Source organism: Paracoccus bogoriensis, assembly GCF_019431455.1.
Classification (GTDB): Bacteria; Pseudomonadota; Alphaproteobacteria; order Rhodobacterales; family Rhodobacteraceae; genus Paracoccus; species Paracoccus bogoriensis.
The window spans coordinates 15,486-31,330 of record NZ_JAHYSR010000034.1; the positions used below are offsets into that span (position 1 = coordinate 15,486).

The 15,845-nt window shown below is 67.9% G+C and carries 13 protein-coding genes and 1 pseudogene; 5 read left to right on the forward strand and 9 right to left on the reverse strand.

Annotated elements, in window-relative coordinates:
* Positions 1-688: 688 nt before the first annotated feature.
* Genes KY389_RS14030 through KY389_RS14050 form a run of 5 tightly spaced genes read right to left on the reverse strand, consistent with a single transcriptional unit; the run spans position 689 to position 8,096 of the window.
* Positions 689-2,389 carry an ABC transporter ATP-binding protein gene (locus tag KY389_RS14030; RefSeq protein WP_219831610.1) on the reverse strand — a complete coding sequence of 567 codons (1,701 nt, stop codon included), beginning with the start codon at positions 2,387-2,389 and terminating at the stop codon, positions 689-691.
* A gap of 8 nt (positions 2,390-2,397) precedes the next feature.
* On the reverse strand, positions 2,398-3,165 hold the full coding sequence (locus KY389_RS14035; protein ID WP_219831611.1) for an ABC transporter ATP-binding protein: 768 nt from the start codon (positions 3,163-3,165) through the stop codon (positions 2,398-2,400).
* Positions 3,162-5,120 (reverse strand): Fe(3+)-hydroxamate ABC transporter permease FhuB, encoded by a 1,959-nt coding sequence (fhuB, locus tag KY389_RS14040; protein ID WP_219831612.1) that lies wholly within the window; start codon positions 5,118-5,120, stop codon positions 3,162-3,164. Before fhuB ends, KY389_RS14035 begins: the two co-directional genes overlap by 4 nt.
* Before the next feature lies 1 nt (position 5,121).
* Entirely contained in the window at positions 5,122-6,009 is an 888-nt protein-coding gene (locus KY389_RS14045; protein ID WP_219831613.1) for an iron-siderophore ABC transporter substrate-binding protein, read from the reverse strand.
* Positions 6,003-8,096 (reverse strand): TonB-dependent siderophore receptor, encoded by a 2,094-nt coding sequence (locus KY389_RS14050; protein WP_219831614.1) that lies wholly within the window; start codon positions 8,094-8,096, stop codon positions 6,003-6,005. The genes KY389_RS14045 and KY389_RS14050 overlap by 7 nt, the downstream gene beginning before the upstream one ends.
* A 333-nt stretch (positions 8,097-8,429) precedes the next feature.
* Here KY389_RS14050 and repA point away from each other — a divergent pair, with 333 nt between their 5' ends.
* The 3 genes from repA (at position 8,430) to repC (ending at position 11,850) form a co-directional block, all read left to right on the forward strand.
* A complete protein-coding gene (repA, locus tag KY389_RS14055; protein WP_219831624.1) occupies positions 8,430-9,614 on the forward strand; it encodes a plasmid partitioning protein RepA in 1,185 nt (394 codons plus the stop codon).
* A complete protein-coding gene (repB, locus tag KY389_RS14060; RefSeq protein WP_219831615.1) occupies positions 9,614-10,528 on the forward strand; it encodes a plasmid partitioning protein RepB in 915 nt (304 codons plus the stop codon). Before repA ends, repB begins: the two co-directional genes overlap by 1 nt.
* Positions 10,529-10,710: 182 nt before the next feature.
* Complete coding sequence (gene repC, locus KY389_RS14065) at positions 10,711-11,850, forward strand: plasmid replication protein RepC (RefSeq protein ID WP_219831616.1); 1,140 nt, start codon at positions 10,711-10,713, stop codon at positions 11,848-11,850.
* Positions 11,851-11,943: 93 nt separating this feature from the next.
* Here the strand turns inward: repC and KY389_RS14070 are convergent, their stop codons facing one another.
* From KY389_RS14070 to KY389_RS14080, 3 genes are read right to left on the reverse strand one after another with little or no spacing between them, the layout of a single operon-like run.
* Positions 11,944-12,846, reverse strand: coding sequence for a recombinase family protein (locus KY389_RS14070; protein ID WP_219831617.1), 903 nt, complete (start codon positions 12,844-12,846; stop codon positions 11,944-11,946).
* Entirely contained in the window at positions 12,840-13,250 is a 411-nt protein-coding gene (locus KY389_RS14075; protein WP_219831618.1) for a type II toxin-antitoxin system VapC family toxin, read from the reverse strand. Before KY389_RS14075 ends, KY389_RS14070 begins: the two co-directional genes overlap by 7 nt.
* The gene (locus KY389_RS14080; protein ID WP_219831619.1) at positions 13,250-13,498 is read right to left on the reverse strand and encodes a type II toxin-antitoxin system Phd/YefM family antitoxin; all 249 of its coding nucleotides are present in this window, start codon (positions 13,496-13,498) and stop codon (positions 13,250-13,252) included. The genes KY389_RS14075 and KY389_RS14080 overlap by 1 nt, the downstream gene beginning before the upstream one ends.
* A gap of 330 nt (positions 13,499-13,828) precedes the next feature.
* Between KY389_RS14080 and KY389_RS14085 the strand changes: the two genes are divergently transcribed.
* A complete protein-coding gene (locus KY389_RS14085; protein ID WP_219831620.1) occupies positions 13,829-14,983 on the forward strand; it encodes a helix-turn-helix domain-containing protein in 1,155 nt (384 codons plus the stop codon).
* A 76-nt stretch (positions 14,984-15,059) separates the two neighbouring features.
* Here KY389_RS14085 and KY389_RS14090 read toward each other — a convergent pair whose 3' ends face one another.
* Positions 15,060-15,377, reverse strand: a complete 318-nt coding sequence (locus KY389_RS14090; RefSeq protein WP_219831621.1) for a hypothetical protein — start codon at positions 15,375-15,377, stop codon at positions 15,060-15,062.
* Between the two features lie 57 nt (positions 15,378-15,434).
* On the opposite strand from KY389_RS14090, the pseudogene KY389_RS15515 reads away from it, so the two are divergent.
* Positions 15,435-15,771: pseudogene (locus tag KY389_RS15515) on the forward strand (transposase); the annotation flags it as partial.
* Between the last annotated feature and the right edge of the window lie 74 nt (positions 15,772-15,845).

The following is a 15,845-nucleotide window of genomic DNA, read 5'->3' on the forward strand; positions in this document are numbered from 1 at the left end:
CGGCCTGCCCCTGTTCTTTCGGAAGAAGACTGGCCGGCCGACTTGCTGTGCCCGGAAATGTTCTGGCATCCGGGTCGGCATCGCCTCAGGCCCGTGCTTTGCGTCCGGGATCGTCCGAGGAAGCGTTGTTGCAGAATTCTTGCCGCGACCGAGCGTTTTCGCGCCAAAGCGGTCCGAGACACAGCTGCCCTTCCCCCCTTGAGGCTCAGGCGACGGAGATGTGAATTGCTGCGCTTTGCCGACAGGAATGATCTGCGGCAATGCGCGCTTGGCAGGACTTGGCTCTGCGCCCTCATGCCTCTGCGCGGCAGCCTCTGTGGTGTCTGGGCCGTCGCTTTGCCGCGCGTCCCGAACCGGTGGCGACCATCGGCTTGTGGCGGGATCAGCGGCAGATGCCATCACGTTTCGGTATTGGTAAGGAGGCCGGAGGATGAAGATATGGGTCGGCACTGACGTCGCGAAAGGCACGCCTTGGGCGGTGGCCATGCGCTTGCTCATGCCGCCTGTCTAACCGTATGGATCGTGTTGCGGATCCCGCGCAGCAGGCGTTTCCTGCAGAGGCTATCCAGCCTATCCGGGCTTTTGCGATCAGCGCGGGTTGCGCCACTGGATGCACCAAGGACAATAGCCGCACTGCGTCGTCGCCATCGAAACGGCGCTTCGCGCCATCCACAGGCCGGTCGCGGCCTCAGGTGGCAAGGCGCGCATAGGTGCCGCCGCGCGCGACAAGTTCGTCATGGGTGCCCTGTTCGACGATGCGGCCCCGGTCCATCACCACGATCCGGTCGGCATTGCGGATCGTGCCCAGCCTGTGCGCGATCACCAGCGTCGTGCGCCCGACCGACAGCGCGTCCAGCGCGGCCTGGATCTCGCGTTCGGTCTGGCTGTCCAGCGCGCTGGTCGCCTCGTCCAGGATCAGGATGGGCGGGTTCTTGAGGAAAGCCCGCGCGATGGCGACGCGCTGCTTCTGCCCGCCCGACAGCATCACGCCGCGTTCGCCCACCACCGTATCCAGCCCCTCGGGCAGGGCGGCGATCATCTCGGTCAGCTGCGCCTTGTGGGCGGCATCGCGCAGCGCGGCATCCGAAGCGTCAAGCCGGCCATAGGCGATGTTCTCGCGCAGCGTGCCGCCGAACAGGAACACGTCCTGGCTGACAAGGCCGATCTGGCGGCGCAGGCTGTTCAGCCGCATCCGGTCCAGGGCGATGCCGTCGATGGTGATACGCCCCGCATCCGGTTCGTAAAAGCGCGGCAGCAGCGCCAGCAGCGTGGTCTTGCCCGCCCCCGAGGGGCCGACGAAGGCCACTGTCTCGCCCGCACGGATGGTCAGGTCGATGTCGTGCAGCATCGGGCGGGCCGGGTCATAGCCGAAGGACAGGCCCTGAAACGCGATCTCGCCGCGCAGGGCGGGGGCCTCGATGGCGTCGGGGGCGTCGGCGATCTCGGGCTCGGTCGCCAGCAGGTCGCGGTAGCGGCGGAAACCGGCGATGCCGCGGGGATAGGTCTCGATCACGGCGGCGATCTTTTCCAGCGGGCGGTAGAACACCCCGACCAGCAGCAGGAAGCCCACGAAACCCCCGGTGCTCAGATCGCCCGACAGAACGAAGCCCGCGCCCACCACCATGACGATGACCTGCACCAGCCGCAGGCCCATGTATTGCAGGGCCGAACTGGCGGCCATGACCTTGTAGGCCTCCAGCTTGGTGGCGCGGTAGCGGGCATTGTCGGCGGCAAAGAGGTGGCTTTCATGCGCCTCGTTGCCGAAGGCCTGCACGACGCGGACCCCGCCAAGCGCCTCTTCCAGGCGCACGTTGAAATCGCCAACACGGGCATAGATCGCGCGCCAGGTCCGCGTCATCCGCCCGCCATAGACGATGACCAGCGCCAGCATGGCGGGCACGATCAGGGCCACGATCAGCGCAAGCTGCGGATTGATCCAGAACATCAGCACGAAGGCGCCCGCAAAGGTCATCAGCGCGATGAAGGCATCCTCGGGGCCGTGATGGGCGATTTCGCCGATCTCTTCCAGGTCGCGGGTGACGCGGGCGACCAGCTTTCCGGTGCGCGCGCGGTCATACCAGCGCCAGCTCAGCCGCGTCAGGTGATCGAAGGCACGCGCGCGCATGGCCGTTTCGATGTTGATGCCCAGCTTGTGGCCCCAGTAGATCACCACGACCAGCAGCCCGGAATTGACCGCGTAAAGCACCAGAAGCCCCGCCGCCGCCGCGATGGTCAGGCTCCAATCGCCCTGCGGCAGCAGATGGTCGATGAAGGCGGTGACGGCCAGCGGAAAGGCCAGCTCCAGCAGGCCCGAGACGACCGCGCAGCCGAAATCCAGCCAGAACAGCCGCAGATGCGGGCGGTAATAGGAAAGGAAGTCCTTCAGCATCGGGCCTCTCAGGCGGGGGTGGCGATCGGATGTCCGTCCGCCCGGGTCAGAACCTGCATCGGCAGGCCATAGATGCGCTGCAGCGTCTCGGGCCGCATCAGGGCGCGGGGGGCGCCCTGCCAGACCAGCCGCCCGGCCCGCAGCGCCACGACATGATCGCAGAACCGCGCGGCCATGTTCACGTCATGCAGCACGATGACGGCGCTGCGCCCCTGGCTGTGGCACATCGCGGCGACCAAGGCCAGCACCTCGACCTGATGGGCGATGTCCAGCGCGCTGATCGGCTCGTCCAGAAGCAGGGTGCCGGCCTCTTGCGCGACCATCATCGCCAGCCAGACACGCTGCCGCTCGCCGCCCGACAGCGTGTCCACCAGCCGGTCCGCGAAGGGCTCGACCCCGCATTCGGACAGGGCGCGGGCGATGGCCGCGTGATCGGCGGGGCCAAAGCGGCCAAGCGCGCCGTGCCAGGGATAGCGGCCAAGCGCCACCAGTTCGCGCACGGTCATGCCCTCGGCCGGGGGGGTGGTCTGGGGCAGGTAGGCCATGCGCCGGGCCAGGGCGCGCGCGGGCCAGGCGCCAAGCGGGCGGCCCTCGAAGATCGCGGTGCCGCGGGCGGGGATCTGGCGGGCCAGGGCGCGCAGCAGCGTGGACTTGCCCGATCCGTTATGGCCGATCAGCGCGGTGGCGCGGCCCGCGGGCAGGTCCAGCGTGATGTCGTCCAGAAGGCGGTGGCCGGGGATCTCGACCGCAAGGCCGGACAGGTGGAACAGGGTCATCGCTGCCTCGTCATCAGCCAGATCAGCCAGGGCGCCCCGATCAGCGAGGCAAAGAGCCCAAGCGGCAATTCATAGGGAAAGCCCGCCATGCGCGCGCCGAAATCGGCGGCCAGCATCAGCCCCGCGCCGATCAGCGCCGATCCGGTCAGGTGGTCGGCCGGCCGCGCAAGGCCCGCGCGGCACGCCAGATGCGGCGCCATCAGCCCGACAAAGGACAAGGGCCCCGTCACCATGGTCGCGGCCCCGGTGGCCAGCCCCGCCAGAAGGATCAGCGACAGCCGAGCCTGCGCCAGGCCCAGCCCGAGGCCGCGCGCCACCCCCTCGCCAAGCGGCAGCAGCGCCAGCCAGCGGCGCAGCGCCAGCGCGGCCAGCCAGACCGCCACCGCCAGCCCGGCCAGCGCAAGGGCGCCCGGCATCGTGACGCGGGCCGCCGATCCCGACAGCCAGGACAGGATCGCCCAGGCCCGCGCATCGCCCACCGCCATCATCGCCGACAGCACCGCCGAGGCCAGGGCCGAGACCGCGACCCCCGCCAGCAGCACGCGCTCGGCCGGCATGTCGCGGCGCGCGGTGACGGCCAGCAGCACCGCCAGCGCGGCCGCACCCCCCGCCATCGTGCCAAGCGCCAGCGCCCCCGCGCCGGGCGCGGCAAGGCCGAAAACCACCGCCGCATAGCCAAGCGAGGCCCCGCCCGAGACGCCCAGCACCTCGGGCGAGGCCAAGGGGTTCGCGGTCAGCCGCTGCAGGATCGCCCCGGCCAGCGCCAGCGCCGCCCCCGAACCCGCCGCCGCCAGCAGGCGCGGCAGCCGCATGGGCAGGAAGGCCGCCAGATCGGCGCGCTCCAGCACCGCCCAGCCCCCGGGCACCCGGCCGATCCACAGCAGCGCCAGCCCCGCCGCGACCAGACCCGCGGCCATCGCCGCCAGCAGCCGCCCCGGACGGGCCAGCCGCGGGGCGGGACCGTCGCCCGCCTCGGTGCCGGGCGGGGTCGCGCCGCGCAGCCGCGGCAACAGCCAGATCAGCAGCGGGCCGCCCAGCAGCCCGGTCAGCGCGCCGGTGGGAAACATCTCGGCCCCAAGACCCGCCGCGGCCAGAACCAGCCCGTCGCAGACCGACAGGAACAGCGCGCCCAGCACCGGCGACCAGGCCAGCAGGCCCGCGACCCCGCGCACGCCAAGACTGCGCGCCAGCGCGGGCGCGGCCAGCCCGACGAAGCCGATCAGCCCCAGCTCGGCCGAGACCGCCGCCGCCAGCATCACCGCGACGCCGATCGCCGCCAGCCGCATCAGCGCGACGTTCAGGCCCAGCCCCCGCGCCCCCTCGCCCCCAAGCGACAAAAGGCGCAGCGGCCGGGCCAGCGCCGCCGCGGCCAGCGCGCCAGGGCCCAGCACCAGGGCCAGCGCGGCGACCCCGGACCAGTCCTGCTGCACCAGCGCGCCGCCGTTCCAGATGACCAGCGACAGCAGATACTGCCCCTGCGCCAGGGTCAGCGCGCCCGCGACGGCGCTGGCGGTCAGCCCGACCAGCATCCCCGCAATCACCATGCTGACCGGCTGAAAGCCCCGCCGCGCGCCGATGGCCATGACCAGCGCCGCAGCCGCGCCCGCCCCCGCCATTGCCACCGGCCAGCGCCCCGCCTCAAGCAGCGCGGGCGCGAGGATCGTGGCCAGCACCAGCGCAAGCTGCGCGCCCGCGCTGATGCCAAGCGTCGTCGGATCGGCCACCGGGTTGCGCAGCACGACCTGCAGGATCGCCCCCGACAGGCCCAGCATCGCCCCGGCCAGAAGCGCGATCACCCCGCGCGGCATCAGCCCGTAGGCCATGCGGATCTGATCGAGGCTCATCGCCTGCGCGTCCCAGGGCCATGCGGGCATCGGCAGCGCCCGCGCCGCCAGCCACCACAAGAGCGCCGCGATCAGCGCCGCGAAAGGCGCAAGGGTCCGGGCCGTCACCATCTCAGGCCTCCAGCGCGCGGGCCAGCAGATCGCCGAAGCGCAGCGCCGCGGGCACCGCGCCGAAGGCGTTCATCGCCGGCAGATGATGCACGCGCCCCGCCGCCACCTGCGGCAGGGCCTGCCACAGCCTGCTGCGCGCCAACGCGCCCCGCGCCTGCTGCGGGATGGGACCGGCGATGACCAGCCGCGCGTCAGGCATCTCGGCCAGACGCTCCAGCGGCACGGGGGCGAGAAAGCCGTAGGCCGTCGCCTCGGACCAGGCGTTGCGCAGCCCGAGCCGGGCCAGCGTGCTGCCATGGAGGCTGTCGGACCCGAAGGCGCGCAGGTGGCGCGCGTCGCCGATCTCGACCACTGCCACGGGGCGGTCGGCATGGCGCGCAAGGCGCGCGGCCAGCCGGTCCAGGCGGGTCTGGGCCGCGGCGCGTGCCCTGTGGCCCGCCGCCGGATCGCCGATCCGTCGGGCCAGCGCCCCGAGCGCGTCAATCGCGTGGGGCAAAGGCGGCTGGCCGGGCAGGTAGAAGGGCAGGGACAGGACCGGCGCGATCGACTCGAACCCTGCGTGAAGATGGGTGTAATAGGGCGAGCTGAGGATCAGCGTCGGGCGGACCAGCGCCAGCAGTTCGACATTCGGCGCGCCGCGCAGCCCCAGATCGGTCACGCTGCCGGGAATGGCCGGGTGGCCGACATCCGCGCGGAAGCGGATCAGTTCGGTCGCGGCCACGGGCATGTGACCCAGGGCAATCGCCGTTTCCAGCATTGCCCAGTCGATCGCAGCCAGGCGAGGCGTTGCCTCGGCACGCAGAGGCAGACCCGCCGCCAACAGGGCGCCGGCGGCGGCAAGGAACGTGCGGCGGTCGGGCCGGGGCGATATGGCGGCGCAGCCTACCACCGATAGGCGACCCGCGCCGCGATGCCGCGCCCTTCGCCGTAATAGCAGCCGAAATTGCCGCAATTGGCCAGATAGACCTGGTCGGTGAGGTTGGTCAGATTCACCCCGGCTTCCAGATTGCCCCGCCTGTAGCTGGCGGCCAGTTCGACCAAGGTGACGCTGTCCAGATCGAAGGTATTGGCAAAATCGCCCTTGCGTGCGCCGATATGGCGGATGCCGCCGCCCATGCGCCAGCCGCCCCCGAAATCGCGATCCAGCCACAGGCTTGCCAGATGGCGCGGCGCGTTGGGCATGTCCAGCCCGTCCTCGGGGCCGCCCTTCTGTTCGGTCTGGTTCCAGGCATAGCTGGCGCGCAGATCCCAATCGGCGCTGAGCGCGGCGGTCGCCTCAAGCTCGACCCCGCGCGAGCGGACCTTGCCCAGCTGCCGGGTCTGGCCCTGGCCCAGATTGCGGACCAGGTTCTGCTGGGTCAGGTCATAGATGGCGGCGGTGAACAGCCCATCGAAATCAAGCGGCTGATACTTGACGCCCAGTTCCCACTGCTTGCCCCTGGTGGGCTTCAGCGCCTCGCCGGTGGTGGAATCGGTGCCGATGGTCGGATCGAAAGAGGTCGTGTAGCTGACATAAGGCATCGCGCCATTGGCCAGGACATAGCCCAGACCTGCCCGGCCGGTCGTGGCGCTGTCCCTCTGGTCGATGGTGCTGGCGCCCGCGAAATTGGTGAAGGCGCTGCCGGTCTGTTCGGTCCAGTCATGGCGCAGCGCCAGGCTGCCGCGCCAGTTGCCCGCCGTGATCTCGTCCTGCGCATAGAGGCCGATCTGCCTCTGGGTCGCATCGCTGGTGCTGGTGTACCAGGCATCCGCGTCGGGCAGGCCGCCATAGACCGGGTTGAAGGCATTGATGGGCTGGCCGAAAAAGAACTGCGTGAGCGTGTCGGCGTCATACTGGCGGATGTCCAACCCGACCAGAAGGTCATGCGTGGCCGCGCCCATGCTGATGCGGTTCGACAGCCGCGTGTCCAGGTTCAGCCCCCGGGTCGCTTCGTCCTGCAGGTTCGCGCCGCGCGTCACGAATTGCCCGTCGGCCGTCAGCCCGCTGACGTAATGGCCCGTATAGGTCCAGTCGAACCGCTCGACCCGGAATCCCTGCGACAGGGTCCAGCCGTTATCCAGCTGGTGGCTGAGCTCGACGCCGAAATTGGCGATCTTGCGGTCGCTGTCGTCGAATGCCGGCTCGCCAAAGTAACGTTCGCGCAGCACCTTGCCGGACTCGGCTTGCGTCAGGGCAAAGGGGACGCCCGGCGGAGAAATCGGCGAATCCTTGGTATAAGAGCCGATCACGTCCAGCGTCGTGGCCTCGTCGGGCGAATAACGCAGCGCAGCGCCCAGATAGCCGCGCCGGTTGGTCAGCGCGTCGATCTGCGTCTGGCTGTCGCGCAGGATCCCGGTCAGGCGCCAGGACAGCGCCGGTCCCGCGACGCGGTTCACGTCAAAGAAACCCTGCGCGCTGCCGAAACTGTCGATGCCTGCCCCGACCTCGGAGAAATCGCGCGCCTGCGCACGTTTCTGCACCTGATTGATGATCCCCGCAGGCGATCCGGCACCATAGAGCGACGAGTTCGGCCCCTTGAGAACCTCGACCTGCTGAAGGCCGTAAATTTCGTAGGCGGGCGCGCCGAAGTCGCGCAACTGGCGCAGGCCGTTGACATATTGCGAGCCGCGCGCCTCGAAGCCCCGGACGGTGGGGCTGTCAAAGCGCGGATCGGCGCCGAAAGGCTGGCCCAGCACGCCGGCGGTATAGTTCAGCGCCTGGCCCAGGGTCTGGGCGCCCTGATCCTCGATCTGCCGGCTGGTCACGACCGAAATCGACTGCGGCGTTTCGGCGACGGGCGTGTTGGACTTGGTCGCAACCTGCGATTGCGTGCCGACATAGCCATCTGCCTGGACCGATGCATCCGAACCGGCGGTCAGGACGATCTCGTCCAGAAGAAACGGCTGATCCGGCTGTTGCGACCAGGCCGCGCCAGAGGACAGCGCCATGACACCGGCACCGACAAGAAGGACCGAGCGGGGATTGAAAGAGGACATGATCGCCTGCGCAATGAACAATTCCGCGAGTATCTGACAATTTAAATCGGGATCGTCAATCCGCCATCTCGTGGGGATCGGATGCGCCGCCTTGCGCAGGCTTTGCACCCGGTTGCAGGGGCGCGCGGCCAGCCCGGCTGCGCATTCGCGCGTGGCGGCAGGGCCGATATCGCAAGGCTGCGCCGTCCTGATCGCGCCGACCACGGCCAGCGAAAAAGCCCTTGTCAGAATCGTCAGGACGCCGCATTAAATTACGGAGCAAAGAGAATAAGACGGCCGAAAGCGTAACAACATCGGTCGCAACGAGGCGAACAAGGGGCAGCCGTGGACAAACTGCGACCGAATACGCGCATCGACAAGCTTGTCGGCGATCATGCGGCGGCATTGTCCAGCCGTCTGCAGGCCCATCGTGAACAGCTTTTCCCGCCCAATGCCAAGCGGGTGCTGCGCAAGTTCACCTCGGGCGAGGTGGCGGATCTGCTGGGCGTCAAGGACGCCTATCTGCGCAAGCTGGATCTGGAGGGCCGCGGCCCCTCGCCCGAGACACGGGCCGGGGGGCGGCGCTATTACACGCCCTCGGACATCCAGGCGCTGCGCGAATTGCTGGAAAAGGGCGCCAAGACGCCCGGCACCTATCTGCCCGGCCGGCGCGAGGGCGACCATCTGCAGGTCATCACCGTGATCAACTTCAAGGGCGGGTCGGGCAAGACGACCACCGCCGCGCATCTGGCGCAGAAGCTGGCGCTGGACGGTTATCGGGTGCTGGCGATCGACCTTGACCCGCAGGCCAGCCTGTCGGCGCTGCACGGGATCCAGCCCGAATTCGACCTGCCCGATGGCGGCACGATCTACGACGCGATTCGCTATGACGACCCCCTGCCCCTGCGCAGCGTCATCCAGAAGACCTATTTCACCAATCTGGACCTGATCCCCGGCAATCTGGACCTGATGGAATTCGAGCATACGACGCCCATGGCGTTACGCGAACGCTCGGGTAATCTTTTCTTTACCCGGGTTGGCGACGCTCTGGCGGATGTCGAATCGGATTATGATACGGTCGTCATCGACTGTCCGCCGCAGCTGGGTTTTCTGACGATGTCTGCGCTGTCGGCGGCCACCGCCATCCTTGTGACGGTCCATCCGCAGATGCTGGACGTGATGTCGATGTGCCAGTTCCTGCTGATGACCTCGAACCTGCTGGGCGTCGTGGCCGAGGCCGGGGGCAGCATGGATTACGACTGGATGCGCTATCTCATCACCCGTTACGAGCCGGGCGACGGGCCGCAGAACCAGATGGTCAGCTTCATGCGCTCGATGTTCGGGGACCATGTGCTGAACCATCCCGTTCTGAAATCGACGGCGATTTCGGATGCGGGGATTACCAAGCAGACACTCTATGAGGTTGAAAAGTCTCAGTTTACCCGCAGCACCTATGAACGTGCGCTGGAAAGCCTGAACGCCGTTCACACCGAGATCGAGGGATTGATCCAGGCCGCCTGGGGCCGCAGGAGGGAATGATGGCACGCAAGGATCTGCTGAAGAACCTGATGAACGCCCCTGCCCCCTCGGACGAGGCGCGGGTTGCCCATCGCAGCGACCGCGGCGCCATCGGGGCGGTGTCGAAATCCATCAACGAATTGAAAAGCCGCGCCATCATTGAGGTTCCGGCCGATCTGATCGACAATGGGGGCCTTGCCGACCGGCTGGACGACGATGCCGAAGGGATTGCGGCGCTGCGCCAATCCATCAGCGAATACGGCCAGCAGGTGCCGGTTCTGCTGCGCCATTCGCAGCGCGACGAGGGCCGTTACGAGATCGTCTTTGGCCGCCGCCGGGTCGAGGCGATGCGCGGCCTTGGCCTGCCCGTCCGCGCGATGGTGCGCCATCTGGACGACCGCGACCTGATCGTGGCCCAGGGTCAGGAAAACTCGGCCCGCAAGGATCTGAGCTTCATCGAAAAGGCCAATTTCGCCGCGCAGATGGCCCGTGCCGGGTTCGACCGCAAGGTCATCTGCGATGCGCTGTCCATCGACAAGACCGTGATTTCGCGGATGCTGACCGTGACCGATGCGGTTCCCGAAGCGGTCATCCGCGCCATCGGGGCGGCGCCCTCGGCCGGGCGCGACCGCTGGCTGGCTTTGGCAAGCCGGATCGCGGGGCATTCCCAGGACGAATTGATCGCCGCCGCTCGGGGACCGGATTCCGACGCCCGGTTTGCGGCCGTTCTGGCCGCCGTTTCCGCGGCCCCGCGGCCTTCGGCCCCCCTACCCCTGCGCAGCGCGAACGCGACGCTTGGCACAGCGCGGCGCAGCAAGACCCGGGCCGTTCTGGAATTGACCGGCGCGGGCCGGGCCTTCGGCGACTGGCTTATCGACAATATCCACGAGGTTCACCGAGACTGGCTGCGACGCCAGGGCGGGCAGGACGACTGAACCGCAACAAAAAAAGGAGGCACGAGCGGTCAAGAAAAAGCCCCCCAGGACATGACATCCCGAAGGGCCGTTTTCACGATCTAGCACCTCGCTGATAACGGACCTTGTTGACAGCTGTCAACCGCGTCTTGTCCGGCGCATGGCCTTTTCTTGCCTTGTGAAAGCGCATGAAGCACATTTCCATGTCCATTCCGGGGCATGGCGCGATACCGGCTGGCCAGCGGCCTGCCAGGACAGCGCCGGATGGCCCTGCTGCGTCGGTCGGTATCGACAAATGGGATCTGCTGCGGGACGCCGTGCAGGCGCGCCAGCATCTGGGCGTCAGCGACCGCGATCTGGCGGTGCTGTCTGCGCTGCTGTCCTTTCACCCTGCGGCGGGGCTGGATCTGCGGGGGCGGCTGGTGGTCTTTCCCTCGAACGCGTCGCTGTCGGCGCGGCTGCATGGGATGCCCGAAAGCACGCTGCGCCGCCATCTTGCGGCCCTGGTCCGGGCCGGGCTGCTGGCGCGGCGGGACAGCCCCAACGGCAAGCGTTACGCCCGGCGCGGCCCTGACGGGGGGATCGAACGCGCCTTCGGCTTTGACCTGATGCCTCTGGCGCGGCGCGCCGCCGAGATCGTCGCCGCCGCCGCGCAAAGTCGCGCCGAGGCTCAGGAAATGCGCCGCCTGCGCGAAGAAATCGGCGTCACTCTGCGCGAGGCGGCCCGCGCGCGCCTGGCCGCCCTGGCCGAGGGCAAGGCCCCTGCCCTCTCGGCCGAGCATCTTGCCGACCTGCACCGCCAGAGCCGCCGGAAATCGGACCTTGCCGCGCTGCGCAGGCTCTGCGCCGAAAGCCGGATCGCCCTTGATCTGGTCCTGCCGGCTCTGGTCGAAACAGCGATTCCGGGCGGCAATGACAGCCAGAATGAGCGGCAGTATCAGAGTTCAGAACCAGATGAACCTGAATCTGACTGCAATGAAGAAGGGAAAATCCGCGCGTGTGGCGCGACCCCTCTGACCATCCAGACCGTCTTGCAGGCAACGCCGGATATCCGCGCCTACAGCACCAGGCCCATCCGGAACTGGCGCGACCTGCTGGATGTCGGGGCATTCGTCGCCCCCATGCTGGGGATCACCCATTCCGTCTGGGCCGCCGCACGCAGGACCATGGGCGACGACGTTGCTGCCACGGCGATTGCCTGTCTTCTGCAGCAGGCCTCGCGCATCCGCGCACCCGGTGCCTATCTGCGGGTGCTGACCGCCCATGCGGCGAAAGGCGCGTTTGATCCGGCGCGGATGGTGAATGCGCTTCTGAACCTAGGCGCGCGGCCTGCAGGAAGTTGACAGCTGTCAACTCTGGCAAACGTCGATCACGGGACTGGGCTTCTTGCGCCGTAGAGAGCGCAGCGGCGAGGGGCAGGGACCGCGTCACGCCGCTCACGTCACCGGCGGCTCGGCTGGCTGAATCAGGCCCAGCCTCTCGGCGCGCTGCAACAGCATCCGGACCGACGAGGGCTGCCATCTTGTCCGGCCGCGCGGCGTCCTTTCGCGCATGGCCTCCAGCCGGTCGCAGATGGCCTGAAGCGTGATGTCGGGATCTGCGCCCCTGATGGCGGCCACAATGGCGGGCAGGCGGTCATCGGCCTCGCGCCGCCTCGCGCGATCCAGAACGGTCCGGGGCAGAAGGCCATCGCGGACATAGGCCTTGACGGCGCGGATCAGCCGGGCCTGGCTCCAACGGCGATCATGGGGCAGGGGGGCGTTGATGATGCGCAGCACATCCTCCCACGCCATTTCGGGGCGCAGGCGGCGCACATGAGGCACCCAATCCGGCGCCGTTCGGGAAAGGCGCTCCGTATAGCTGCCCTGCCGCGCCAGGCGAAGCTTGCGCAGCGCCGCCGGGTCGCGGGCCCGCAGGCCCGGATTGCCGCCGACACGGCCCCGGCTGCGGGCGCTGGCCAGGCCGGCAGCGGTTCTTTCGCGGATCAGCGCCCGCTCGAATTCGGCCGCGGCGCCCAGAACCTGCAGCGTGAACTTGCCCTGTGCCGAGCCCGTGTCGATCGGGTCCAGAAGCGAGCGGAAAAAGGCGCCTTTGGCTTCCAGGCGCTCGATCACCTCCAGCAGATGCGACAGCGACCGCGCCAGGCGGTCGATGCGCAGCACGACCAGCGTATCGCCGGGGCCAAGCCGATCCAGCACGCGCGCCAGGACCGGGCGCGCCCGGTCGCCGCCCGAGGCCAGTTCCTCGTGGATCTCGGCGCAACCTGCGGCATGGAGCGCCTTGGATTGGGGCAGGGGGGTCTGGTCGCCGGTCGAGACTCGGGCATAGCCGATCAGCATGGCGCAAAGGGGTCAAAGGTCGGCACGCCGCTTGGCGCGAAATCGTCCACGTTTCGGGTAACGACGGTCATCCCATGCGCCAGGGCGCTGGCCGCGATGATGAGATCCGCGCCGCCATGTCCGATCCGGGCGGAAAGCTGGCCCCAGATCCGGGCGGCAGGCGGATCGAAGGGCAGAATACGGTCCGCGAACAGCAATTCGGTCCGTTGCAGCCACTGGCGCAGATCCTGGGCAAAGGCCGGGTTGCGGGTCTCTTGCTGGGTGATGCCGCGCTCGATCTCGCCCAGGGTCACAACAGAGAGAAACAGCGTTTCGGGGTTCTGGCGGCGCAGCCAGTTCTCGACTGCGGGCGCGCGTTCGGGACGGCGCAGGGCCGAGATGACGTTCGTATCAATCACCCACATCAGAAGGACACGTCGCGCGGCGCCACCTTGGCCCGCGGCAGCGCCTTGTCGTCGCGCGGAAAGGCCAGCAGATGGTCCACGAAACTTTCGCGCGCCCCGCGGGCGGCCGCGAGAAGCTGGGCATAATCCGCCTCGGACAGGACAACGACCGCCGGCTTGCCGCGCCGCGTGACATGCTGCGGTCGGCCGGCCAGAGCATCCGCGACCAGGGCGCTGAACCGTGTCTTGGCGTCCTGAAGGTTCCACATTGCAGTTCTCTTGCCTTGTTGGATGACCAGCTACCTGACCAGATAGCACCGAAAGGGTTTTTCTTCAAGCCTGCGGGCCGGGTTTGGCAATATCGGATCATACGAGAAAACGACCGTTTGCAAACGTAAGCAAGGAACGATTCCCTGTCGCGCTGAGCGCGGGACGCCTTGTCGCGAAGGGCCGAGGCCCCAAGAGGGCTCCGGGGCTCTTGAAAAGACGGCGTTCCCAGAGACCCCTGCATCAGAGAAAACCACAGTCGCTCAAAATCCATCGCCAAGCGCGCATAATCCTCATATAATGCGCGCGTGAGCCGATTAAGAAAGACAGACATGGACGACGACGGGGTGCCTTCTCAGGACATCAGCGCATCCCAGGACCGGGATGACGCTGACCTGTGGTTCCTGCCCGGGCCGATCGGGAACGAACGGGATTGCCTGCCTCCCGGACCCGCGCCCGAGACGAAGGAATCCGATGTCGTCGATGCCTGGCGCGCGGCCGAGGCCGGGCAGGCGGCGCAGCTTGCCCGCGTCGCGACCCGGTTGGGGATTCTTGATGAGCGCCTGCGCCGCGGCCCGGTCGGCTGGCGGCAGCGGCTTGCCCTGATCGAGGCATCGAATCTCAGCTGGCTCACACAGGACCGGATCGGCCTCGACCGGCTTTCCCTTTACATGGCGCTGCGGGTTTCGACCGTAACGGATGATGCGCAAGCGCTGTATCGGATCAGCTGGGCCGTGCGCCGGCTGACCGGCGGGCCCGCGCCGTTGGCGCGTCGTTCGGGTGTGGGCGACCTCGAAACCTTTCTGGATCGGCGCGACCGACCGGGGCAGGGCGAGCGTCTGAGGGATCCCAGGGTTTCGCCCCGAATGGTCGAGATGGCAGAGCGCGGAGCCTTTCAGGACCGGGCTGCCGGATGGCTCGCGATGATGGACCAGGCCGAAGACCTGCATCCCGTGACGCGGGCCTGCATGGGCTTCCATCTCTGGCACGTCGCAGAGCTTTCGCCGATCGACGATCCGCTTGAGGCTGCGGTGACGGCTGCGCGTGTCGCGGTCGCCGATCTTGCGCCGGCTGGCAGTATGCCCGGCGCGGTCTTCGCCCCCATCGGCATGGGTGGGGGAGGGGGCTTCCGCGCGACAGGGGATCCGCCCGCCCGATTGGCGCGCTGGCTGAATGCGATGGACAGCGCGACCTTCGCAGCCCTGCGCAGCCTCGACGAGATAGAGGCTTGGGCGGCTTCCGCGGAACGAAAGATGGCGGCGCTGTCCGGCAGAACACCGCCGATGCTGCGGGACATCTTCACAAGCTGGCCGCTGGTGTCGGTGCAGATGGCCGAAAAGCTGACAGGCGCGCATCGGGCAACCATTCAGCGCAACATCGACTGGATCGAAAAGCGGGGCTTGGTCCGTGAAGTCACCGGGCAGGGGCGCTATCGCCTGTGGCGGATCGTCGAGACACATGCGACGCAGGCCAAGGTCAACCTCTGATGGGAATGATGGGCCGTCGGCTGAGGATCTCTGCGATGTGCTGGCCGCGCGGCAATGACACCCGGAGACGGGCCTGTCAGCCGTCTGCATTCCGCAGCTCCGGCAAGGCAGCGGGGTAGCGCGTCAGGCGGCGCATGTCCTTTTCGTTCAGCGCGGACAGTCGCGACGCGTTCAGGCTGTCGAGGATGTCGATTCTCTTGACCCGACGCGCAATCTTGATGCCTTTGGTGCGTCGGACGAAAGCCACATAGACGGCCTCGCTATCGCCTTCATCCTCGGGCCTCTTCTTGACGAGGCGCAAGGCGTCGAGCAGCGCCGGGGCGAACCCTTCTGTTTCCAGGCGCTCGAATGTCCAGCTTGGACAGTCTTCAACCACGTCACGCAGGACGCCCACGAGCCCCGCATCTTCCTCCAGTTTGAGGTAGAGTCCTCTCCAACCAGGAGACGAACAATGAAACGGTCAAGGTTCACGGAAGAACAGATCATCGGGATGCTGAAGGAGCAGGAGGCGGGCATGGCGACGACCGATGTCTGGCGCAAGCACGGGGTCAGCGCTGCGACGTTCTAAAAATACAAGGCGCGCTTCGGCGGACTCGAGGTGTCGGATGCCGGCGGCTGAAGGCGCTCGAGAACGAGAACTCGAAACTGAAGAAGCTGCTGGCGGAAGCGATGCTCGACAACGCGATCCTGTAGGATGTCGCCTCGCGAAAGTGGTAGCGACCGGTGTGAAGCGGGAGGCGGTGGCACATGTCGTGGCGGTCCACGGTGTGAGCCAGCGACGGGCGTGCACGGGTAATCCTCCCCGTTTTAGCGGGGCGCGACCGTAGAACTCACGCGGCCATTTTCAGCTTCATGGCGGGTG